Below are 20,580 nucleotides of genomic sequence, written 5' to 3'. Positions count from 1 at the left end.
CCGCATCAGCCGACGGCGGCGACCGACGGCGGCGCAGTGGCCGGCTCGGTGCTGCCGATGTCGTTGTCCCCCATGCGTCGCCCGCGCGCGGTCATCGTCCGCACCGCCTGTTCGGCGACGCGGGCGATGTCCTTGCGGTCGGCGTTCATGTCGTAGGAGACCGGCTCGCCCCAGGTGACGGTGACATCGATCGCGCCGCTGGCGCAGACGCCGAGCAGATGCGGAATAAGGTCGGCATCGCCGTACCAGGCGACGCGGTTGCGCAGCGTGCGGCCCATCGGCAGGCCGTTGAGATTGACATAGGCGAGCGACAGCGGCTGCACGGTGACGCGCTCGTGGTGCGTCGAGGTGCCGATCGCATGATGCACCGCGCCGATCAGGGCGGAACGGAAGGGGAGGATGCGGTTGCCGTCGCTGGAGGTGCCTTCCGCGAACAGCACCACCGCGTCGCCGCCGAGCAGCCGCTCGGCGATCTCCTGGGTCGCGGCGCCGGTCCGATGTCGCCGCTCGCGATCGATGAACACGGTGCGCTGCAGCCTGGCGAGCCAGCCGAACACCGGCCAGCTTGCGACCTCCTTCTTGGCGACGAACACCGCCGGCGTCAGCGCGGTGATGACGACGATGTCGAGCCAGGAGGCATGGTTGGCGAGGATCAGCAGCGGGAAGTCCGGCGAGCGCTTGCCGATCTCGCGAATCCGCACGCCCATCAGCGCGCACAGCATGCGATGATAGAAATAGGGGATGCTCCGCTGGATCGGCAGCTTGAAGACCATGCCGATCAGCTGGAACGGCAGCAGCACCAGCGTCAGGGCCACGAAGCTGAGGGCAACGAAAAAGCAGCGGATCATCGGCTCAAAAGTTTGCGGGGCATCGGCGCGGGCGGCAGGCTCTGGATTCAGCTTTGTGGAATCAGAGTCAAGCATCTGCATGGCGTGGACATTGCATGAAATATCCGCACGCAGCGGTTCTGTCGGCTGCGAGTGGCGCCGATCGGCGGTTCCGCGGTCAGGGGAAAAAAATGCGATCCCTGTCAGACGCGGCGACTGACAGGGACCGCTTTGGGGGTGCCGGATCTGGACGGGGATCGATCCGCGCACGCTACGGTTAGGGCCGCCGTGTTACATGGCGATGACGCGAAAGTTATCCACAGCCGCTCCTGGCGCTCGCCAAGCGGCGTTTTGTCGCCGAAAAGCTGTGTGCAAGGACCGTAACCGTACAAGGATCGCCATGCCCGCGTCGCTTCCCGCATCTGTCACGCCATTCCTCTTGCCGGTTTTGATGCTGCTGGCCTCCAACGTGTTCATGACCTTCGCCTGGTATGGCCACCTCAAGTTCAAGCAGTCCTGGCTGCCGCTCGTCATTCTGGTGAGCTGGGGCATCGCCCTCGTCGAATATTGCCTGGCGGTGCCGGCCAATCGCTGGGGCAGCGAGGTCTATTCGGCGGCGCAGTTGAAGACGATCCAGGAGGTGGTGACGCTGCTCGTGTTCGCCGCCTTCTCGGTGCTGTACCTGAAGGAGCCGCTCGGCTGGAATCATGCCGCGGGCTTTGCGCTGATCGCTGCGGGCGCGTTCTTCATCTTCCACAAGTGGTGAGGCTGCCGGCTGCGTCGGCTACTTCTTGGCCGGTGAGACGCGCAGGACGCGCCCGGCCGGGCTGTCGGTCAGCAGCCAGAGCGCGCCGTCCGGCCCCTGTCGCACGTCGCGGATGCGCTCGCTCAGGTTCTGCAGCAGCCGCTCCTCGCCGGTGACCTTTTCCCCGTCGAGGGAGAGCCGCACCAGCATGGCGCCGGCGAGCGCGCCGGTGAACAGGCTGCCGCGCCAGGCCGGGAACAGGTTGCCGGTGTAGAAAGCCATGCCCGACGGGGCGATCGAGGGCACCCAGTATTTGACCGGCTGCTCCATGCCGTCCTTGGCCGTGCCCTGGTGGATCTTCGCGCCCGAGTAATCGACGCCGTAGCCGATCACCGGCCAGCCGTAGTTCTTGCCCTTCTCGACCACGTTGACCTCGTCACCGCCGCGCGGACCATGCTCGATCTCCCACAGCCTGCCGGTGACGGGATGCAGCGCCAGCGCCTGCACGTTGCGATGGCCGTAGCTCCAGATCTCCGGCTTCGCGTCATTGCGTCCGACGAACGGATTGTCCTTCGGCACGGCGCCGTCGGGGGCGATGCGGACGATCTTGCCGAGGTGGTTGGCGAGGTTCTGCGCCTCGTCGCGCGGGCCGAAGTGATCGCCGAGCGCGACGAACAGGTTGCCGTCCGCGCCTTGCGCGAAGCGGCAGCCGAAGTGGTTGCCCGAGGAGAGCGGGCCCTCCTGGCGGAAGATCACCTTCGTATTGGTCAGCCGCGGCTGGGCCTCGTCGTTGAAGGTCGCGCGCGTCACCGCGGTCCGGCCGCCGCCGGAGGTGCGCTCCGCATAGCAGAGATAGATCGCCGCGTTGCCCGCGAAATCCTTGTCGAGCGCGACGTCGAGCAGGCCGCCTTGGCCCGAAGCCCAGACCCCGGGCACGCCCGCGACCGGCGGCGAGATCTGGCCGTTGCGGGCGACGACGCGCAGCCGGCCCGGCCGTTCCGTCACCAGCATGCGGCCGTCGGGCAGGAAGGCGAGGCCCCAGGGATGGACGAGGCCGCTTGCCGCCGTCTCTACCTCGAGCGGACCTGCCGAGGATTCGAACGTCGCGTTGGCGCCGCGCGTGGCGGTGACGATCAGCAGCGATGCCGTCACGGCGATCGCCGCGCTCAGCGTCGCGGTTACGATGACGAGAGGCGTCTTCATGGCGTCCGACTCCGGTCGGTCGTCGTTGCTATTAAGTGCTGTGGATTAAAGCGTCGCAGCCTTCACGACTTCCAGCGATACGGTTGCGACAACGATCAGCGTCGCCAGCGTCAGCGCGCCGGCCATCAATACGGTGGCCAGGGCGTTCGCATACCGCCGTGCGGAGGCGTGCGGCACACTGGTCTGAAAGCCCTTTGCCTCGAGGGCGGGCCGGTTCATGGGTCAAAGTCCTTGATGAATTCAATGCGCGCGAATCAGCGCGTCTTGAAACATGGCCAAGAATCCTGTCGCTCCGTTGTCGGGATTTCTCGCGCGCCGCGTCGAAACGATGGCGGGATTGTGGCACACCCGCCGATGCCTCCGGGACGGTTCTGCCTGCGGGTGGGCGAAGGCTCGCGCGCAGATGTCAGCCGGCGACGGCCTGCTTGTGGCGCTCGTCCGCCTGATCGGGCTGCCAGTCCATCGCCACGTAGCCCGGCTGCCGCGCCACCCGGTCGAGCCAGCGGCGGATGGCGGGAAACGCGCCGAGGTCGAAATCGCATTGTTCGGCGACATGGGTGTAGGCGTAGAGCGCGATGTCGGCCACGGTCAGCCGGCCGGCGGCAAAGTAGTCGTGGGTCTTCAGGTGATTGTCCATCACCTGCAGCGCGCGATAGCCGCGCTCCATCCAGTCCTCCAGCGAATGCGAGTGCAACTCGCGGCCGCCGCGCACCAGCGCGAGCCAGAAGTAGGCGGCGCCGATGTTCGGCTCCAGCGCATGCTGCTCGAAGAACATCCACTGCAGCGCCTCGGCCCGATCGATGCGGTCGTCGGGCGCGAGCGGCGAGCCGCCGGCGAGATACCACAGGATGGCGTTGGATTCGGCGAGGTAGCGGTTGGGGGCGACCTCGAGCAGCGGCACCTGGCCGCTCGGATTCTTTTTCAGGAAATCGGGCGTGCGGCTTTCGCCGCGCAGGATGTCGACCTCGACCAGTTGGTACGGTGTCGAGAGCAACGCCAATGCCAGCCGGGCCTTGTAGCTGTTGCCCGACCGTTGCATCGAATAAAGCGTATACATCCCGACGACCCTTCAACGCATGCGTCCGCGAGGCTCCACGCCTCGGTCCGCGTCCCCCGCGGTCATAGGATGGGGGGCGCTGTGCCGCGTTGCAAGGGCGCGCAGTTGGAATGGATTGAAATCACCGCGCTTTGCTGCTTCGCAGCATAACGCACCTCTCACGCGGGCTTGAAAGCGATCAAGCGTTTGCGAGTTGGGCGGCCTGATGTGTACTCATGCGCACATCCTGCAAGGCCCGACGCAGCGTCAGTCCATAGAGCGTCAGCAGCACGATCAAGCCGAGCGGCACGCCGGTCGCGCTCATCACCGTGCGGGCGATCAGCGGCATGATCCAGGCGAGCGCGAGCAGCGTGATCTCGTAGCCACGGAAGCCATGAGCGGCGCCATGCCGGACCAGGAAGGCGATCGCCACCGCCATCGCTGCAAAGTCGTAGTCGAGCACGTAGGGCGTGGCGAGCAGGCAGGCGAGCGCGAGTGCGGCCGCCTTCAGCTCATAGGCTGCACGGCTGCGCCAGAGCCAGACGAGGCTCGCCGCGAGCGCGAGCATCAGCATGCCCTGGGCCGCATAGGCGATATGAACGGAGCCGCCGAGCGCGCGCACGGCGGAGAACAACGACTGGATTTTCTCCCAGCCGGTCGCGCCGGCTTCCAGCACGACGACGCGGCTGTACTCGGCGGAAGCAGCGAAGGCGTGCCACACGCCCATGCCGAGCAGCGCAGTGCTGACGAGCGCGAGCGCTGCGATGGTCGCCGTCGCCGCTGCGATCACGCGCCAGCGCCACGTCACCAGCAGCACCAGCGGGATCAGCACGCCGAATTGCGGCTTGTAGGCGAGCAGACCGATCAGCACGCCGGCGATGATCGGCCTGCGATCCAGCAGCACCAGCGCGCCGCCGAGCAGAGCGGTGGTGAGGAAACCGTTCTGGCCGTGACCGAGATTGACGAACACGGCGGGAAACGCCGCGGCGACGAGCAGGATGTCGCGCAGGCGGAACGAGGAGGGAAAGGTTGTGCCGGTACAGATCGCGCGGAGGCTCGCGAGGTAGAGCGGAATGGTCAGCGCCATCCAGGCGAACAGCGCGAGCGCATAGGGCAGCGTCGCCAGTGCTGCGGCGGCGAGCAGGAAGAACGGCGGATAGTGCCAGCCGAAGAAGGGGACGTCGTCGCGGCCGAACACCTGCTTCTCGGCCGCGTGCTGCAGCTGCGGGTCGTAGGCGCCGGCGGCCTTGCCATCCAGCGTCAGCACGCCTGCGGCGTAGACGTTGGAGAAGTCGGTGCCGATCGGCTTGCCGTTGCGGTCGATCAGCCCGTCCGCCATCGCGATCCAGCCGGTCAGGCCGAGGGTGCCGATGACCAGCAGGATGATGCTGTAGCCGCGGATGCGCTCGGCGGTCAGCCAGTCGCCGCTGCGGAGATGCTGAAGGAAGCCGGCCATTGCGCGTGCCACGGTTGCGATCGTCGACGGCCACCGTAACGGCGCGATTTTAACGTTTCGTTATGAATCGGGTGATGCACAACACTTGGCGGCAACGTCCGCCACCGGGCCGCAGCAGGCCTGCACCTGCTGTTGTTCGAGCCAGCGGTCGCGCGGCTTGCAGCTTGCCGGCCGCCGCGACAGCGCGATGCGGATATGTGTGTCGTCGGCAGCGATGCTGTCTGCGCGGAAAAGCTGGATCGCGCCAATCCCGTCGCTGACCTCGAACGTCAGCCGCGCATCGCTATCGAACGGCACATGCTCCTGCACCTTATGCATGATCGCGGAGAACTTGGCTGCCGGCATGTGTGTGCGGCCGTCTTCAGACGGCACATCCCAGAGCTGGATGAAGGTCTCGCGCCAAGCCTCCGGATTGGCGCCGCAATCGAGGCCGGAGAACTGTCCGTCCTTGACCTCGGTGACATGATAGCCGGGCAGAACGTCCCGTCCGTCATAGGAAAAGATCAGACGCTTGGCGTTGTGGCGGGCGAGTTCCGCCAGCAATGCGCGGGTGGAAATTTCGCCCTCGGGCGGCGGCGAAAGCGGAATGGCCTTGGCGGGGACGGACATCGGCGCTATACCTCGTTTCAACGATTCTATATTTCAAGGATTATTGAATCATGCGAGAGAGTCAAGCGCGCGAGTGCTTCGCGGCGCTGTCGCAGGAGACACGGCTCGGCATCGTCCGGCTTCTGGTCAGGGCAGGCACAGAGGGTATGGCGGCGGGGGCTGTCGCCGAGCAGGTCGGCGTATCGGCGTCCAATGTGTCGTTTCATCTGAAGGAGCTGGAACGGGCAGGCTTGATCACGCAGCGGCGTGAGTCGCGCTCGATCATCTACGCTGCCGACTATGCTGTGCTGGGCGATCTGATCGGCTTCCTGATGAAGGACTGCTGCGCTGGTAAGCCGGAGATTTGCGAGCCGGTTTTAGCGTCGGCAACTTGCAAGCCTGTAACGACAAGGAAGCGTGCTCATGCCTGAGATCGCCGCTGTTCGTGTCTACAACGTTCTGTTCTTGTGCACCGGCAATTCGGCGCGCTCGATTCTGGCCGAGTCGATTTTGCGCAAGGACGGTGCGGGGCGGTTTCACTCCTTCTCCGCCGGCAGTGCGCCGAGGGGCGAGGTCAATCCGCTCGCACTGAAGACGTTGCGCGATCTTGGCTATCCGGCCGATGGCTTCCGTTCCAAGAGCTGGCTGGAATTCGCGCAGGCTGGCGCTCCATCGATGGATTTCGTCTTCACGGTCTGCGACAGCGCGGCGGGGGAAGCCTGTCCCGTCTGGCCGGGCCGGCCGATGACGGCGCACTGGGGTATCGAGGATCCCGCGACGGTCGAGGGCAGCAACCTCGCAAAGGAGGCAGCCTTTGTCGAAGCGTTCCGTTACCTGGAGAACCGGATTGCGGCGTTCACGGCTCTGCCGCTTGCCGGGATCGATGCCATGGCGCTCGGCATCCGGTTGCGTGAGATAGGCCGCCTCGAGGGGGCGACGCGACAGCGGCCGGAAGCGGGATGACCGCGATGGCCGATCTGCCGCGCAGGCTCGCCGCGGAAGCCATCGGCACCATGCTGCTGGTCGTAACGGTGGTCGGTTCCGGCATCATGGCCGAGCGGCTGACAGGCGATGCTGCGCTCATGTTGCTTGCGAATACGCTGGCGACGGCGGCGATCCTCGTCGTGCTGATCACGATCCTCGGCCCCGTCTCCGGCGCGCATTTCAACCCGTCAGTCTCGCTGGTCCTTGCGATGCGGCGCAGGATGTCATGGCGCGACGCATGTCTTTACGGCGTTGCGCAGATCGCAGCCGGTGTGTTCGGCACCATGCTGGCGCATGCGATGTTCGCGCTGCCATGGCTCCAGACGTCGCTCAAGGCGCGCAGCGGTGACGGGCAGTACCTGTCGGAGGGCGTTGCGACCTTCGGCCTCTTGCTGACGGTGATGGCCGGCAGGCGCGTTGCATCGGCGTCGGTCGGGTGGCTGGTCGGGCTCTACATGGCCGCCGCCTATTGGTTCACGGCATCCACGTCGTTCGCCAACCCTGCCGTTTCGATCGCGCGAGCGTTCACGAATACGTTCGCCGGGATCAGGCCGGCCGATCTCGGCGGGTTCATTGCTGCGCAGGTTGTGGGCGCGCTGGCTGCTCTGGCCCTGGCGCAGTGGCTGCTTGAGGGGCGGCGTATTGCGGTTCCGGCGGTCCCGGAGGCCGGCGCGGCGTCGAGGCCACAGACCAACCCCTAATTGCGGAATTCATGGAAAGCAGGCCGGCTCTGCGGCCTTATTTCTTGCAGTGCAGCGCGACGGCCCTTAGTGTGCGGCCGCCTCTGAAAGCGGCAGAATCGCCGTTTTCGTGGCAAATCGTCCCAATCGACGAACCCATTCCCAATCAGGCCGTTCAGGAGACCATGATGCCGTTCCTTGCTGCTTCGCTCGCCCGCGTGAAGCCGTCCGCGACGATCGCGGTGACGGACAAAGCGCGCATGCTGAAAGCGGAAGGCCGCAACGTGATCGGCCTTGGCGCCGGCGAGCCGGACTTCGATACCCCCGCCAACATCAAGCTGGCGGCGATCCATGCGATCGAGGCCGGCAAGACCAAGTACACCAACGTCGATGGCATCCCGGAACTGAAGGATGCCATCATCGCCAAGTTCAAGCGCGAGAACGGGCTCGACTACAAGCCGAACCAGATCATCATCTGCACCGGCGGCAAGCAGGTCCTGTACAACGCGCTGATGGCGACCATCAACCCCGGCGACGAGGTGATCATCCCGGCGCCGTATTGGGTCAGCTATCCGGAGATGGTGGCGCTCGCCGGCGGCGAGTCGGTGCCGATCGTCTGCCCGGCGGAGAACGGCTTCAAGCTGCGCGCCGCCGATCTCGAAAAGGCGATCACGCCGAAGACCAAGTGGATCATCCTCAACTCGCCGTCGAACCCGACCGGTGCGGCCTATACCGAGGCCGAGCTGCGGGCGATCACCGACGTCTTGGTGAAGCATCCGCAGGTCTGGGTGATGACCGACGACATGTACGAGCATCTCGTCTATGATGACTTCAAGTTCACGACGCCGGCGCAGATCGAGCCGAAGCTGTACGACCGCACGCTGACGGTGAACGGCGTGTCGAAAGCCTACTGCATGACCGGCTGGCGCATCGGCTATGCCGGCGGTCCGGTGGAATTGATCAAGGCGATGACCACGATCCAGTCGCAGTCGACTTCGAACCCGTCGTCGATCGCGCAGTGGGCGGCGGTCGAGGCGCTGAACGGTCCGCAGGCGTTCATCCCGGAGCATAACAAGGTGTTCAAGGAGCGGCGCGATCTCGTGGTGGCGATGCTGAACCAGGCGAGCGGCATCACCTGCCCGCGGCCGGAAGGCGCGTTCTACGTCTATCCGTCCTGTGCCGGCACCATCGGCAAGACCACGCCGTCGGGCAAAAAGATCACCAACGACGAGGATTTCGTCACCGAGCTGCTCGAGGCCGAGGGCGTTGCCGTCGTGCAGGGCTCGGCGTTCGGGCTCGGGCCTGCATTCCGCATCTCCTATGCGACCAAGACCGCCGACCTCGAGGACGCCTGCCGCCGCATCCAGCGCTTCTGCGGCAGTTTGAAATAGCGGCGCTGCCGCGAACTGGCGGCTCGCGTCGTTCTGTGCGATGATTCGGGCGTACATGCTGCAAGGCATGTGCGCCCGTGCTGTTCTTGCCTGCGTCTTCTCTCGCCTGCATCACGTCGTTTGCACCGTCTGCCGGAGAACCCCATGCGCCGCTTGATCGCTTCGTTCGTTCGTCGCCGTCTGCACGGCATTGCTCTGCTCGCCACGGCCGCTCTGGTCGCGACCGCCATCCCGTCGCTGGTGGCGGCGCAGTCGCGGGTGAAGACCGGCGTGCTCGAATGCCGGGGCGGTCCGAGCGTCGGTCTCGTGGTCGGTTCGGCGACGACGATGGACTGCGTCTATCGCGGCGACGACCGGTTCGAGGACCGCTACATCGGCACGATCCGCAAGGTCGGGCTCGACATCGGCATCACCCAGGAGACCGGCCTCGCCTGGGCAGTGTTCGCGCCGACCGGCCGGATCGGACCGGGCGATCTGTCGGGCAATTATGGCGGCGTCTCCGGCAGCGCGGCGGTTGGCGTCGGCCTCGGCGCCAATGCGCTGGTCGGCGGCTCGAACAATTCGCTCGCGTTGCAGCCGCTGAGCCTGCAGGGCCAGGTCGGCCTCAATGTGCAGGCCGGCTTACAGGGACTTGAGCTGCGGCCGGCGCGCTGACGACGGCCGCTACGGCCCCTACGGACTGCTCCCGTGGTTTCTTCCGGCCTGTCCGCTGAGGAGCTTGCGAAGAAGCTCGCCCTAGCGCGATGTGCCGTGCATGGGCTGCGCCTGCGTTCGGTACCGGTCGGAGCGTGACGCGCTCCGGTTGTGAACCGCCCGTCCCGCGCTGCTGTGGGGCGCGCGCGTGAGCGGTGACTGCAACTTATCATCCCGCACGGCGTTCTATCGGCGACTGCACTTGAGAGTGCTGCCGCCGGTCGAGTGCAGGTCAGCATTGTTCATGGAGACCAACCGCGCGGCACAATTCATTCGGAGATCAAGATCATGCGTTGTGTTTCCGCCCTGTTGACCGCAACCGTCCTTGCCGCAGCGACACCGGCCGCCGCGCAAGAGCCGCTGGGGCCTGGTGTTCGCATCGGCATCCTCGAATGCACCGGCGGTCCGAGCCCGGGCCTGATCGTCGGTTCGGTGACGGAGTTGAACTGCATGCTGACGACGCGCAACGGCCGCAGGGCCGAGCCGTATGCGGCGCGGATCAACCGGCTCGGCGTTGACCTCGGCGTCACCGAACGCTGGGCGCTGGCGTGGGATGTGTACGGCCCATCGCGGCGGCTGCCGCGCGGCGCTCTGGCCGGCGAGTATGCCGGCGCCGGCGCCAGCGCATCGATCGGTCCGGGTGCGGCATCGAACCAGCTCCTCGGCGGCCCTGGTGACTCGATCGCGCTGATCCCGCGGGAGGTTGCCGGCCAGCAGGGGCTCAACCTCGCCTTCGGGTTCGAAGGGATGGAAATCCGCCCCGGTCCGCTGTGATTGTTTCGCAGTTTTATCTCAATTGAGCGGCGGCCCGGTTCCAAAACCGGGCTTTCGCTTGTTGTCCAAAGTGTTGATCACGCGCGGCGTGATCAACAAGACCGATCGCGAGATGAGTCCTGGCGTGATTGTTGCGAAGCGCAAACGATCTTGCTTGCCAAAGCGAGAGGACGCTGAGACGATGGTCGTCGCCGACCCGCAGGAGCGCATCTCGCAAGACGTGGGTGGAGCATGGTCCCGAAAGGCGGCGTCCGGTTTTCGGATCATCATGCTCAACAGGGACGCATGATCGAAGCGGATCATGCTGCGCGGCTTGATGAACGGAACATGCGCTCCGGATCTTGAAAGCGCGGGCCGAGCTCCAGATGGAGGCGGCAGATGGGACACGATGCCAGAAGTCCCCGCGGTCCACGGTGCATAGCGCTGGTTGGACCATTCCAAAGCGGCAAGACCACCCTACTCGAAGCGATCCTCGCGCGCACAGGCGCAATCCCCAAACAAGGCACGGTTGAAGACGGCACTACGATCGGCGACGCCGGTGCCGAGGCGCGCGCTCACAAGATGAGCACCGGGCTCACCGCGGTCACCACCAGTTTCATGGGCGAGAGCTACACCTTCCTGGATTGTCCGGGTTCGGTCGAGTTCATTCACGACATGCGTGCGGCACTGCCAGCGGTGGACGCTGCCGTCGTCGTCTGCGAGGCGGATGAGCGCAAGCTGCCGCAGCTGCAATTGATCCTGCGCGAGCTGGAAGACCTGCGCATTCCGCGCATCCTGTTTCTGAACAAGATCGACAAGGCCGAGGAGCGCGTGCGCGACACGCTCGCGACGTTGCAGCCGGCCTCGCGCGTGCCGCTGGTGCTGCGCCAGATCCCGATCTGGAAGGGCGACCTGATCGCCGGCTTCGTCGATCTGGCGCTGGAGCGCGCCTTCGTCTACCGCGAGCATCTGCCGTCGGAAGTGGTCGATATCGACAGCGGCGACCTGCAGCGCGAGAAGGATGCGCGCTTCTCGATGCTGGAAAAGCTCGCCGACCACGACGATGCGTTGATGGAGCAGTTGCTGGAGGACATCCCGCCGCCGCGTGACGCGGTGTTCGACGATCTCGCGCGCGAATTACGCGAGGGCGTGATCTGCCCGGTGCTGCTCGGCTCGGCGACCCGTGCGAACGGCGTGCTGCGGCTGATGAAGGCGTTGCGGCACGAGGTGCCGGATATCGGCGATACGGCGAAGCGGCTCGGCATCGAGGAGGGCGCGGGCACGCTCGCCTATGTGATGAAGACCATGCATGTGCCGCACGGCGGCAAGATCTCGCTGGTGCGGGTGCTGACCGGCCAGATCATGGACGGCGCGACGCTGCTGTCGCACCGCGGTGACGGCGATCGCTTCTCCAGCATCGCAGCGCTCGGCGTCGGCCAGGACAACAAGCGCGGTGTGGCGAAAGCCGGCGAGGTGATCGCACTCGGCAAGCTCGATCATGCGCGCACCGGCGATACGCTCACCGCGGCGAAGGTGCCGCATCGCGCACTGACGGACGTTCCGGTGCGTCCGCCGGTGCTGGCCTTGGCGATCGCCGCCAACGATCGCAAGGACGACGTTAAGCTCGGCCAGTCGCTGCTGCGGCTCGGCGAGGAAGATCCGTCGCTCTCGATCGTGCATCATCCGGAAACCCATGAAGTGGTGCTGAGCGGGCAGGGCGAGATGCATCTGCGCGTCGTGCTCGAGCGCCTGCGGGGACGCTTCGGCGTGGCCGTCAACCAGCGCAATCCGGCGGTGGGCTACCGCGAGACCATCCGCAAGCCCACAACCCAGCGCGGCCGCCACAAGAAGCAGTCCGGTGGGCACGGCCAGTTCGGCGATGTCGTGCTGGATATCAAGCCGCTGCAGCGCGGCGACGGCTTCAAGTTCGACGAGCAGGTGGTCGGCGGCGCGGTACCGCGCAACTACATCCCAGCGGTGGAGGAAGGCGTGCGCGACGCCCTGCTGCATGGGCCGCTCGGCTTTCCCGTCGTCGATATTGCGGTGACGCTGACCGACGGCTCCTACCACACGGTGGATTCGTCCGATCTCGCCTTCCGCACGGCCGCGCGCATCGGCGTCAGCGAGGCGCTGCCCGGGTGCCAGCCGGTGCTGCTGGAGCCGATCCACACCGTCGAGATCGTCTGTCCGACGGACGCGACCGCGCGCATCAACGCGATTCTGTCCGGCCGGCGCGGCCAGATTCTGTCGTTCGACACGCGCGAGGGCTGGGACGGCTGGGACGTGGTGCGGGCGATGCTGCCGGAGGCGGAGATCGGCGATCTGATCGTCGAGGTCCGCTCGGCGACCACCGGCGCCGGCAGCTTCACCACCGCGTTCGATCATATGGCGGAGGTCACGGGGCGGACGGCGGACCAGATCGTCGCGGCACACAGCGCGGCCGCGTGATCGTGGTCCGGCAGCGGCGCCCTTGTCGCTGTCGGTCACGTACGGCCGCAGGGCGTGTGTCGCTGTCGGCATGTGTTGCCGTCGCTCATGTGTCGTGCCTGTAAGAAAAGTTGAAGCTTGGGCCCGGTTCAGTCTTGCTGAATCGGGCTCGCGCCTGCCCGCGATCGCCTTGCCAATATGGCGTCCGAGTTCCTATCAATAGGCCCGCCGGACTCACGCCGATACGGGCACGTTGATGGCTGACACAGAATGACAAGCTTGAGCGATGCCTCCCTCTCTGCACGATCGGTTTCGTTCGGTGCGCTGTTCACGCCGAAGCTCGTCACCATCCTGCGCGAAGGCTATGGCCTCGCCGACCTGAAGGCCGACGCATTTGCCGGGCTGACGGTTGCGATCGTCGCGCTGCCGTTGTCGATGGCGATCGCGATCGCCTCGGGCGCGGCCCCGGTGCAAGGTCTCTACACCGCGATCGTCGCCGGCTTCCTGATTTCGGCGCTCGGCGGCAGCCGCTTCCAGATCGGCGGCCCGGCCGGGGCGTTCATCGTGCTGGTTGCGGCAACGGTGCAGCGGCACGGCATGGACGGGCTGTTCCTCGCGACCATCATCTCCGGCGTGCTGATGATGATCGCCGGGCTCCTGCGGCTCGGCACCTACATCAAGTTCATTCCGTTTCCGGTCACAGTCGGCTTTACGGCGGGCATCGCCGTCATCATCGCCGCGAGCCAGATCAAAGATCTGTTCGGGCTCACCCTGTCTGGGCACGAGCCGGGCGAGTTTCTGCCGAAACTGCGGGCGCTCGCCGGCGCGATCGACACCATCAATCCGGTCGCGCTCGCCATCGCGGTGCTGACCGTCGGCATCATCGTCGTGTTCCGTATCTATCGCCCGACCTGGCCCGGCTTCCTGATTGCCGTTGCCGTGGCCGCCGCGCTGACGTGGCTGTTCGGCCTGCCGGTGGAGACGATCGGCAGCCGCTTCGGCGAGCTGCCGCGGACCTTGCCGTGGCCAACGCTGCCGCCGCTGAGCTTGGAAAAGGTGCAGGCGGTGCTGCCGGATGCGTTTGCCTTCGCGCTGCTCGGCGCGATCGAGTCGCTGTTGTCCGCGGTCGTCGCCGACGGCATGACCGGCCGCCGCCATCGTTCCAACTGCGAACTGGTCGCACAGGGTGTCGCCAATATCGCCTCCGGCCTGTTCGGCGGCATCTGCGCCACCGGCACCATCGCCCGCACCGCGACCAACGTCCGCGCCGGTGCGCGGGGGCCCGTGTCGGGCATGCTGCACGCGCTGTTCGTGCTCTTGATGCTGGTGTTCGCCGCGCCGCTCGCCAGCATGATCCCGCTCGCGGCGCTCGCCGGCATCCTGATCGTCGTCGCCTGGAACATGGCGGAGAAGCACGCGCTGATGTCGCTGCTGCGCTCGTCGTGGGGCGATGCGATCGTGCTGCTCGTCACGCTGCTGCTGACGATCTTCCGCGACTTGACCGAAGGCATTCTGGTCGGCTTCGGTCTCGGCACGCTGTTGTTCCTGCATCGCATGTCGGAGGCGATCCGGATCGAGGGCGGCACGCCGCTGGCGAGCGAGGACAAGGCCGACACCGCCAACGGCCAGCGCAAGCCCTATGATGTGTCGCTCGCCACCAATCCCGACATCCTGGTGTACCGGATCGCCGGGGCGTTCTTCTTCGGTGCGGCGGCGACCGTGGGTGCGGCCCTCGACGGCATCGTCGGACGGCCGAAGCTGCTGGTGTTGGATTTCGCCGACGTGCCGCTCCTGGATTCCACCGCCGCGCATGCGATTGAGGCTGCGGTCGCCAAGGCGCGGCACAACGGCGTGCGGGTGGTCCTCACCGGCACCTCCCATGCGGTCCGGCGCGTGTTGTGGGCGAGCGGCGTGCATCCGCCAGACGTCCGCTTTAAGCGTTCGGTCGAGGATGTGCTTGCGTCGAGCGCCAACGCGCATTGACAGCCCTGCCGCCGCCGTGATTGTGAGGCGGGAGCGGCTGTCGCGGCTGCTGCATCCCTCGAACGCTTTGGGCCATGACCACACATTTGCGCGCTGCATGTCTGATCGGGTGGCCGGCGGCGCATTCGCGCTCGCCGATCATCCACAAATACTGGCTGAAGTCGTTCGGCATTGACGGCGATTACCGCATCGAGGCGGTGCAGCCGGAGGATTTTGCCACCTTCATCGCCAGTCTCGCTGCGCGCGGCTATACCGGCGCCAACGTCACGATCCCGCACAAGGAGCAGGCGCTGGCGTTGAGCGATGCCGATGCGCGCGCGCGCGCCGTCGGCGCCGCCAACACGCTCTGGCTCGATGGTGGCACGCTGCGCGCGACCAACACCGACGTCGAGGGTTTCATCAACAATCTCGACGCGGCCGCGCCCGGCTGGGACGCGCGGACGAATGAGGCGCTGGTGCTGGGCGCGGGCGGTTCCGCGCGCGCGGTCCTGTTCGGTCTGATCGAGCGCGGTGTGAAGACGATCCATCTCGTCAACCGCACGCTGCCGCGCGCGCAAGACCTCGCGCAGCAGTTCGGTGCGTGCATCAAGCCCGCGACCTGGGACGCGGTGGCCGGCCTGCTGCCGCGCGCGAAGCTGCTGGTGAACACCACCTCGCTCGGCATGAAGGGCCAGCCGCCGTTGACGCTCGACGTCGGCCGGTTGCCGGCGGGCGCGGTGGTCGCGGACAACGTTTATGTTCCGTTCGATACGGATCTGCTGAACGCGGCGCGCCAGCGTGGTCTCGTCACCGCCGATGGCCTTGGCATGCTGCTGCATCAGGCGGTGCGGGGATTCGCGCTCTGGTTCGGCCGGACGCCGCAGGTGACGGACGAGCTCCGCGCGCTGGTCGTGGCTGATCTGACGGCGTAGTCCTCACGCGATCCTGATTGGAATAGCGGCGCAGGAGGCGAGATTGATGCGGGGCCTCAACCGCGTTCGGAGTTCGTCATGCCTGCATCGGCCCGTCTGTCTTCCCTTGTGCTTGCCGCCGGCCTCGTCGGGGTCTTCGCCGTCCACGCGGTCGCGCAACCGGCGCAGAACCGCCGCATCCGCGGCATCATCGAGAAGCTCGACGGCCATGTGCTGACGGTGAAGGCGCGCGACGGTGCCGATGTGACGATCAAGCTCGCGGACAATTACGCAGTGACCGCCTACACCAAGGCGCAGCTCGCCGACATCAAAGTGGGTTCGTATATCGGCGTCGCCGGCACGCCGCAGCCGGACGGCCGCCAGAAGGCGATTTCGATCACCATTTTCCCGGAAAGCGCGCGCGGGCTTGGCGATGGGTTCCGTCCGTGGGATCTGCCGAACAGCACCATGACCAATGCCGCGGTGGCCGAGGCGGTGGCGAGCCCGGACGGGCAGACGTTGAAGGTCAAGTACAAGGACGGCGAGAAGACCATTCTGGTGCCGCCGGCAACGCCGATCGGTCAGTTCAGTCCGGGTGAGCGCACGGAACTGAAGGTCGGTGCGGCGGTTGCCGTGCCCGCGGTGACCAAGCCCGACGGCTCGCTGGAATCGAGCCGCGTCGGCGTCGGCCGTGACGGGTTCGTGCCGAATTGAGGCGGCCGGTCCACGTCCGGTGAGGCCTCATGGTGTGAGGAGCGGTGCGCGCATGATCCCGAAAGGCGCGCAGCGGTTTTCGTATCGGACCATGCTCAATAAGCATCGCGCTCGAACCATGAGGACGTGGATGTGGGCACAACCGGGCCTCATCCTTCGAGACGCGCGTGCCGCGCTCCTCAGGATGAGGAGCTGACGTTGTGTCATATCGACGATGGGTTGTGTCGATTAGGGCGCCGTCGGCAAGCGGGGCGGGATCACGTCCTTGAAGCGGTCGGACTGCTTCCACGTCGGCTCGATCGGCGGCTTGCCCTTCGCCGGCGTGTAGGGAGAAGGCTCAGTCAGCGTCAGCGTCGGAATGTAGCGCGGGCAGTTCGGAAAGATCGCCCGCGCCTGGAGACGGACGATCAACTGGGCGCCGGGAATCTCCTGCAGCAGCGGATCACCGCGCACGATGCGCGCCTCGCCGTTGATGCGCAACCGCCGTGGCGTGCCGTGCATGGCGATGAACAAGAGCCCGACATGCGGGTTCACGTCGAGGTTGCCGAGGCTCTTGTACATGCCGTTGCCGTCGTAGTCCGGGAACGCCAGCTCCGCCGGTCCGGTGACGCGAACGAAGCCTTCGGGGCTGCCCTTGAACGAACAGTCGGGACGGCCTTGGGCGTCGGCGGTCGCGAGAAAGAAGTAGATCGCGCTCTCGATGAACGTCTTGTCGTCCGGCGTGAACGCCGTGCGCACGATCTTTTCTTCCATCCGCTCGGCCAGCGCCGTGGAGCCGAACTCATCCTGCAGCGCGCGATTGCCGTCGTGATAGAGCAGGCTGGTCATCGCCGCCTCCGCCGTTCGCGTCAGATCGTCAGATCACTGATAGCCCTGCAGCACATGCGGGCCGATGTCGTCGATCTTGTTGACGCCGCACAGGCCCATGGTGACGCTGAGTTCGCTGCCGATCAAGTCCAGCGCCTTGGTGACGCCCGCCTGGCCGCCGGCGCCGAGACCATAGATGTACGAGCGGCCGATCATGCAGGCCTTGGCGCCGAGCGCCAGCGCCCGCATCACGTCCTGGCCGGAGCGGATGCCGCCGTCGAACAGGATTTCCGTCTGCGTGCCGACCGCATCGACGATCTTCGGCAGCATTGAGATCGACGACGGCGCGCCGTCGAGCTGGCGGCCGCCGTGGTTGGAGACGACCATCGCCTCGGCGCCGATCTTCACCGCCTCGCGCGCGTCCTCCACGTCGAGGATGCCCTTCAGCACCAGCTTGCCGGGCCAGATCGAGCGGATCCACTCGATGTCCTTCCAGTTCAGCGTCGGATCGAACTGGGAGGATACCCGCGTCGCCGTGGAGTTGAGGTCCTTGGCGCCCTTCAGATGGCCGACGATGTTGCCGAAGTCGCGCCGCTTGGCGCGGGCGATGCCGTAGAGCCAGCGCGGCTTGCTGGCGAAGTCGAGGATGTTTTTCAGCCGCATCAGGTTCGGCGGCACCGACAGGCCGTTCTTGATGTCCATGTGCCGCTGGCCGAGAATCTGCAGATCGACCGTCAGCACCAGCGCCGAGCACTTCGCGGCGACGGCGCGCTCGATCAGCTCCTTGCAGAAGCCGCGGTCGCGCATCACGTAGAGCTGAAACCAGAACGGCTTGTCGACATTGGCCGCGACGTCCTCGATCGAGCAGATCGACATGGTGGAGAGCGTGTAGGGCACGCCGGCGGCCTGAGCCGCGCGGCAGGCATGAATTTCGCCGTCGCCATACTGCATGCCGGTGGAGCCGACCGGCGCGAGGATCAGCGGCATCTTCGCCGGCTCGCCGAGGATTTTTGTGGTCTGATCGCGCACCGAGATGTCGACCAGGATGCGCTGGCGGAATTTCAGCGCTTCGAGGTCGGCGCGGTTGGCGCGCAGCGTCTGCTCGGCATAGGAGCCGTGATCGACATAGTCGAAGAACGCTTTCGGCACCTTGCGCCGGTGCAGCTCGCGCAGGTCTTCGATGCAGGTGATGTCTTTCACGTTTCCTCTCCGCCGCGTCCGTTGTCTCGGAAGTCGGTTCCGCTTCCGCTGTTCTGCTGTAGCACGCCCGATTGTTCCGCCAAACGGCGAGGCCGATCGCCGCTGCCGGGCATGGAACCGGTCCGTGATCGCCGCCGTTATCCTCCGACACTCAGGCAGAGGACGGTCATCATGAGCAAGTTTGATCCGGCGCCCAAAGATGTCCACAAGGAGGATGTCCACAAGGCTACCCACAAGCCGGCGCCGGCTGGCGAGGACAGCCGCGCCGCGCGCGAGAAGAAGCGGCGAGCCGAAGAATCCCTGGAATCCGGCCTGGAAGGCACATTTCCGGCCTCCGATCCGGTTAATGTGACCCAACCCCCGCCCACCAAATACGACCGGGCCAAGGGCAAAAAGGGTGATGCCGAGGCCTCCCGTTGAGGGAGGCCTTTTTCACGGACCCTACCTAATTCGTTAACCGCCTGATCCTTTTAGAGAATATTGCCCCCGGGCGCGATCGGCGGTAACTTTCTTTCATATATTTTGAGTTCAAGTGCGAAGCCTAGCGATTATAAGCCCCTGACGTATCAAGGGGAGCCTGCGTCGTTCTGCCAGGCGCAGGTATTGGGGTTCGTCAATGGTTCGAAAACATTTTGGAACGGATGGAATTCGTGGCCGCGCCAATGGCGTCATCACGCCGGAACTGGCGCTGCGCGTCGGTCAGGCCGCGGGGCTCGTGTTTCTGCGTGGCGATCATCGCCACCGCGTCGTCATCGGCAAGGATACGCGCCTGTCCGGCTACATGATCGAAGCCGCATTGCAGGCAGGCTTCACCTCGGTCGGCATGGACGTGCTGCAGCTCGGGCCGATGCCGACGCCTGCGGTGGCGATGCTCACGCGCTCGATGCGCGCCGATCTCGGCGTGATGATCTCCGCCTCGCACAATCCGTTCGACGACAACGGCATCAAGCTGTTCGGCCCGGACGGCTTCAAGCTTTCCGACGAGGTCGAGATGAAGATCGAGCAACTGCTCGACGAGGATCTGACCCGCAAGCTCGCCGGCTCGACCAGCATCGGCCGCGCCCGCCGCATCGACGGCGTCCATGATCGCTACATCGAATTCGCCAAGCGCACCCTGCCGCGCACGCTGAGCCTGGAAGGTCTGCGCATCGTCGTCGATTGCGCCCACGGCGCCGCCTACAAGGTCGTGCCGGAAGCGCTCTGGGAGCTCGGCGCCGACGTGATCGCGATGGGCGTCGAGCCGGACGGCTTCAACATCAACAAGGAATGCGGCTCGACCTCGCCGGAGGCGTTGAGCCGCAAGGTGCGCGAGATGCGCGCGGACATCGGCATCGCGCTGGACGGCGACGCCGATCGCGTCATCATCACCGACGAGCGCGGACATATCGTCGACGGCGACCAGCTGCTGGCGGTGATCGCCGAGAGCTGGAAGGACGACGGCCGGCTGTCGCAGCCGGCGGTGGTGGCGACGGTGATGTCCAATCTCGGCCTCGAGCGCTATCTCGCGGATATCGGCCTGAAGCTGATCCGCACCCAGGTCGGCGACCGTTACGTGCTGGAGCAGATGCTCGCCAACGGCTGCAATGTCGGCGGCGAGTCCTCCGGCCACATCATCCTCTCCGACTACAACACCACCGGCGACGGCTTCGTCGCCGCGCTGCAGGTGCTCTCAGTGGTGCGCAAGCTCAATCGGCCGGTCTCGGAGGTCTGCCACAGGTTCGATCCGCTGCCGCAGATCCTGAAGAATGTCCGCTACCGCAACGGCCGTCCGCTCGACGATCCGTCGGTGAAGTCGGTGATCGCCGCCTGCGAGGGCAAGCTGAATGGCCACGGCCGGCTCTTGATCCGCGCCTCCGGCACCAAGCCGGTGATCCGCGTGATGGGCGAGGGCGACGATCGCGATCTCGTCGAGGATGTCGTTGATACGATCGTCGGAGCGCTCAGCCAGGCGGCGGCTGCCGCGTAGTGGAGCGGATTTGACATTCGCATCCCGCCTAGCCGCGGGTGCGCCATGCGAATGTCAAATTCAAAGCTCCACTAAGCTTTTATGTTTGCTAGTGGTTCTTTGATTCCAACATTTGCAAAGATCGTTGCCGCAGCGAGATGCAAATGTTGGAATCGAACCACGAGTGGAGCGGATTTGACATTCGCATCCCGCCTAGCCGCGGGTGCGCCATGCGAATGTCAAATTCAAAGCTCCACT

Annotated in this window: 22 protein-coding genes; 13 read left to right on the top strand and 9 right to left on the bottom strand. The window is 65.8% G+C overall.

Annotated features, from left to right (window positions below; all coding sequences use genetic code 11):
* Positions 1–5 precede the first annotated feature (5 nt).
* The gene (locus X566_RS04640; protein WP_034467887.1) at positions 6–848 is read right to left on the bottom strand and encodes a lysophospholipid acyltransferase family protein; all 843 of its coding nucleotides are present in this window, start codon (positions 846–848) and stop codon (positions 6–8) included.
* A 379-nt stretch (positions 849–1,227) separates the two neighbouring features.
* Between X566_RS04640 and X566_RS04635 the strand changes: the two genes are divergently transcribed.
* The gene (locus tag X566_RS04635) at positions 1,228–1,593 is read left to right on the top strand and encodes a DMT family protein (protein ID WP_034463904.1); all 366 of its coding nucleotides are present in this window, start codon (positions 1,228–1,230) and stop codon (positions 1,591–1,593) included.
* A gap of 18 nt (positions 1,594–1,611) precedes the next feature.
* Here X566_RS04635 and X566_RS04630 read toward each other — a convergent pair whose 3' ends face one another.
* The 5 genes from X566_RS04630 to X566_RS04615 form a co-directional block, all read right to left on the bottom strand.
* Entirely contained in the window at positions 1,612–2,775 is a 1,164-nt protein-coding gene (locus X566_RS04630) for a PQQ-dependent sugar dehydrogenase (RefSeq protein ID WP_034463901.1), read from the bottom strand.
* A 45-nt stretch (positions 2,776–2,820) separates the two neighbouring features.
* The gene (locus X566_RS24960; protein ID WP_160170443.1) at positions 2,821–2,994 is read right to left on the bottom strand and encodes a hypothetical protein; all 174 of its coding nucleotides are present in this window, start codon (positions 2,992–2,994) and stop codon (positions 2,821–2,823) included.
* Positions 2,995–3,181: 187 nt separating this feature from the next.
* Positions 3,182–3,832 (bottom strand): glutathione S-transferase family protein, encoded by a 651-nt coding sequence (locus X566_RS04625; RefSeq protein ID WP_034463899.1) that lies wholly within the window; start codon positions 3,830–3,832, stop codon positions 3,182–3,184.
* Positions 3,833–4,010: 178 nt separating this feature from the next.
* A complete protein-coding gene (locus X566_RS04620; protein ID WP_051443875.1) occupies positions 4,011–5,267 on the bottom strand; it encodes a glycosyltransferase family 87 protein in 1,257 nt (418 codons plus the stop codon).
* Between the two features lie 60 nt (positions 5,268–5,327).
* Positions 5,328–5,876 (bottom strand): DUF6428 family protein, encoded by a 549-nt coding sequence (locus X566_RS04615; RefSeq protein WP_051443874.1) that lies wholly within the window; start codon positions 5,874–5,876, stop codon positions 5,328–5,330.
* A 50-nt stretch (positions 5,877–5,926) separates the two neighbouring features.
* Here X566_RS04615 and X566_RS04610 point away from each other — a divergent pair, with 50 nt between their 5' ends.
* The 6 genes from X566_RS04610 (at position 5,927) to X566_RS04585 (ending at position 10,377) form a co-directional block, all read left to right on the top strand.
* On the top strand, positions 5,927–6,286 hold the full coding sequence (locus X566_RS04610) for a helix-turn-helix transcriptional regulator (protein WP_034463896.1): 360 nt from the start codon (positions 5,927–5,929) through the stop codon (positions 6,284–6,286).
* Positions 6,279–6,818, top strand: a complete 540-nt coding sequence (locus tag X566_RS04605) for an arsenate reductase ArsC (RefSeq protein WP_034463894.1) — start codon at positions 6,279–6,281, stop codon at positions 6,816–6,818. Before X566_RS04610 ends, X566_RS04605 begins: the two co-directional genes overlap by 8 nt.
* Before the next feature lie 5 nt (positions 6,819–6,823).
* Positions 6,824–7,540 carry an MIP/aquaporin family protein gene (locus X566_RS04600; protein ID WP_051444153.1) on the top strand — a complete coding sequence of 239 codons (717 nt, stop codon included), beginning with the start codon at positions 6,824–6,826 and terminating at the stop codon, positions 7,538–7,540.
* 167 nt (positions 7,541–7,707) lie between these two features.
* A complete protein-coding gene (locus X566_RS04595; protein ID WP_034467876.1) occupies positions 7,708–8,910 on the top strand; it encodes a pyridoxal phosphate-dependent aminotransferase in 1,203 nt (400 codons plus the stop codon).
* A 144-nt stretch (positions 8,911–9,054) separates the two neighbouring features.
* The gene (locus X566_RS04590; protein ID WP_081740053.1) at positions 9,055–9,564 is read left to right on the top strand and encodes a DUF992 domain-containing protein; all 510 of its coding nucleotides are present in this window, start codon (positions 9,055–9,057) and stop codon (positions 9,562–9,564) included.
* A gap of 327 nt (positions 9,565–9,891) precedes the next feature.
* Positions 9,892–10,377, top strand: a complete 486-nt coding sequence (locus tag X566_RS04585; RefSeq protein ID WP_034467870.1) for a DUF992 domain-containing protein — start codon at positions 9,892–9,894, stop codon at positions 10,375–10,377.
* A gap of 18 nt (positions 10,378–10,395) precedes the next feature.
* On the opposite strand, the gene X566_RS04580 is transcribed toward X566_RS04585, so the two are convergent.
* Positions 10,396–10,680 carry a hypothetical protein gene (locus tag X566_RS04580; RefSeq protein WP_034463893.1) on the bottom strand — a complete coding sequence of 95 codons (285 nt, stop codon included), beginning with the start codon at positions 10,678–10,680 and terminating at the stop codon, positions 10,396–10,398.
* A gap of 75 nt (positions 10,681–10,755) precedes the next feature.
* Here X566_RS04580 and X566_RS04575 point away from each other — a divergent pair, with 75 nt between their 5' ends.
* The 4 genes from X566_RS04575 to X566_RS04560 all read left to right on the top strand — a co-directional run bounded on the left by X566_RS04575 (position 10,756) and on the right by X566_RS04560 (position 16,370).
* A complete protein-coding gene (locus X566_RS04575) occupies positions 10,756–12,804 on the top strand; it encodes an elongation factor G (RefSeq protein WP_034463891.1) in 2,049 nt (682 codons plus the stop codon).
* A gap of 249 nt (positions 12,805–13,053) precedes the next feature.
* A complete protein-coding gene (locus X566_RS04570; protein ID WP_034463889.1) occupies positions 13,054–14,766 on the top strand; it encodes a SulP family inorganic anion transporter in 1,713 nt (570 codons plus the stop codon).
* Between the two features lie 74 nt (positions 14,767–14,840).
* Positions 14,841–15,677 (top strand): shikimate dehydrogenase, encoded by an 837-nt coding sequence (locus X566_RS04565; RefSeq protein WP_034463886.1) that lies wholly within the window; start codon positions 14,841–14,843, stop codon positions 15,675–15,677.
* 78 nt (positions 15,678–15,755) lie between these two features.
* Complete coding sequence (locus tag X566_RS04560) at positions 15,756–16,370, top strand: DUF5666 domain-containing protein (protein ID WP_034463884.1); 615 nt, start codon at positions 15,756–15,758, stop codon at positions 16,368–16,370.
* A 228-nt stretch (positions 16,371–16,598) separates the two neighbouring features.
* On the opposite strand, the gene X566_RS04555 is transcribed toward X566_RS04560, so the two are convergent.
* The gene (locus X566_RS04555) at positions 16,599–17,198 is read right to left on the bottom strand and encodes a pyridoxamine 5'-phosphate oxidase family protein (RefSeq protein WP_034463881.1); all 600 of its coding nucleotides are present in this window, start codon (positions 17,196–17,198) and stop codon (positions 16,599–16,601) included.
* A 33-nt stretch (positions 17,199–17,231) separates the two neighbouring features.
* On the bottom strand, positions 17,232–18,377 hold the full coding sequence (locus X566_RS04550; RefSeq protein WP_034463880.1) for an alpha-hydroxy acid oxidase: 1,146 nt from the start codon (positions 18,375–18,377) through the stop codon (positions 17,232–17,234).
* 171 nt (positions 18,378–18,548) lie between these two features.
* Between X566_RS04550 and X566_RS04545 the strand changes: the two genes are divergently transcribed.
* Positions 18,549–18,797: a hypothetical protein gene (locus tag X566_RS04545; RefSeq protein ID WP_081740212.1), complete on the top strand. Its 249-nt coding sequence runs from the start codon at positions 18,549–18,551 to the stop codon at positions 18,795–18,797.
* A 196-nt stretch (positions 18,798–18,993) separates the two neighbouring features.
* Positions 18,994–20,343: a phosphoglucosamine mutase gene (gene glmM / locus X566_RS04540; protein WP_034463877.1), complete on the top strand. Its 1,350-nt coding sequence runs from the start codon at positions 18,994–18,996 to the stop codon at positions 20,341–20,343.
* Positions 20,344–20,580 lie beyond the last annotated feature (237 nt).

Source organism: Afipia sp. P52-10 (assembly GCF_000516555.1).
GTDB lineage: Bacteria > Pseudomonadota > Alphaproteobacteria > Rhizobiales > Xanthobacteraceae > P52-10.
This window is presented reverse-complemented; position numbering and strand designations above follow the sequence as displayed.

Coding starts and splice junctions, on each gene's coding strand:
- X566_RS04640 (WP_034467887.1), bottom strand. CDS start 848: ATGATCCGCTGCTTTTTCGTTGCCCTCAGCTTCGTGGCCCTGACGCTG.
- X566_RS04635 (WP_034463904.1), top strand. CDS start 1,228: ATGCCCGCGTCGCTTCCCGCATCTGTCACGCCATTCCTCTTGCCGGTT.
- X566_RS04630 (WP_034463901.1), bottom strand. CDS start 2,775: ATGAAGACGCCTCTCGTCATCGTAACCGCGACGCTGAGCGCGGCGATC.
- X566_RS24960 (WP_160170443.1), bottom strand. CDS start 2,994: ATGAACCGGCCCGCCCTCGAGGCAAAGGGCTTTCAGACCAGTGTGCCG.
- X566_RS04625 (WP_034463899.1), bottom strand. CDS start 3,832: ATGTATACGCTTTATTCGATGCAACGGTCGGGCAACAGCTACAAGGCC.
- X566_RS04620 (WP_051443875.1), bottom strand. CDS start 5,267: ATGGCCGGCTTCCTTCAGCATCTCCGCAGCGGCGACTGGCTGACCGCC.
- X566_RS04615 (WP_051443874.1), bottom strand. CDS start 5,876: ATGTCCGTCCCCGCCAAGGCCATTCCGCTTTCGCCGCCGCCCGAGGGC.
- X566_RS04610 (WP_034463896.1), top strand. CDS start 5,927: ATGCGAGAGAGTCAAGCGCGCGAGTGCTTCGCGGCGCTGTCGCAGGAG.
- X566_RS04605 (WP_034463894.1), top strand. CDS start 6,279: ATGCCTGAGATCGCCGCTGTTCGTGTCTACAACGTTCTGTTCTTGTGC.
- X566_RS04600 (WP_051444153.1), top strand. CDS start 6,824: ATGGCCGATCTGCCGCGCAGGCTCGCCGCGGAAGCCATCGGCACCATG.
- X566_RS04595 (WP_034467876.1), top strand. CDS start 7,708: ATGCCGTTCCTTGCTGCTTCGCTCGCCCGCGTGAAGCCGTCCGCGACG.
- X566_RS04590 (WP_081740053.1), top strand. CDS start 9,055: ATGCGCCGCTTGATCGCTTCGTTCGTTCGTCGCCGTCTGCACGGCATT.
- X566_RS04585 (WP_034467870.1), top strand. CDS start 9,892: ATGCGTTGTGTTTCCGCCCTGTTGACCGCAACCGTCCTTGCCGCAGCG.
- X566_RS04580 (WP_034463893.1), bottom strand. CDS start 10,680: ATGATCCGCTTCGATCATGCGTCCCTGTTGAGCATGATGATCCGAAAA.
- X566_RS04575 (WP_034463891.1), top strand. CDS start 10,756: ATGGGACACGATGCCAGAAGTCCCCGCGGTCCACGGTGCATAGCGCTG.
- X566_RS04570 (WP_034463889.1), top strand. CDS start 13,054: ATGACAAGCTTGAGCGATGCCTCCCTCTCTGCACGATCGGTTTCGTTC.
- X566_RS04565 (WP_034463886.1), top strand. CDS start 14,841: ATGACCACACATTTGCGCGCTGCATGTCTGATCGGGTGGCCGGCGGCG.
- X566_RS04560 (WP_034463884.1), top strand. CDS start 15,756: ATGCCTGCATCGGCCCGTCTGTCTTCCCTTGTGCTTGCCGCCGGCCTC.
- X566_RS04555 (WP_034463881.1), bottom strand. CDS start 17,198: ATGACCAGCCTGCTCTATCACGACGGCAATCGCGCGCTGCAGGATGAG.
- X566_RS04545 (WP_081740212.1), top strand. CDS start 18,549: ATGAGCAAGTTTGATCCGGCGCCCAAAGATGTCCACAAGGAGGATGTC.
- glmM (WP_034463877.1), top strand. CDS start 18,994: ATGGTTCGAAAACATTTTGGAACGGATGGAATTCGTGGCCGCGCCAAT.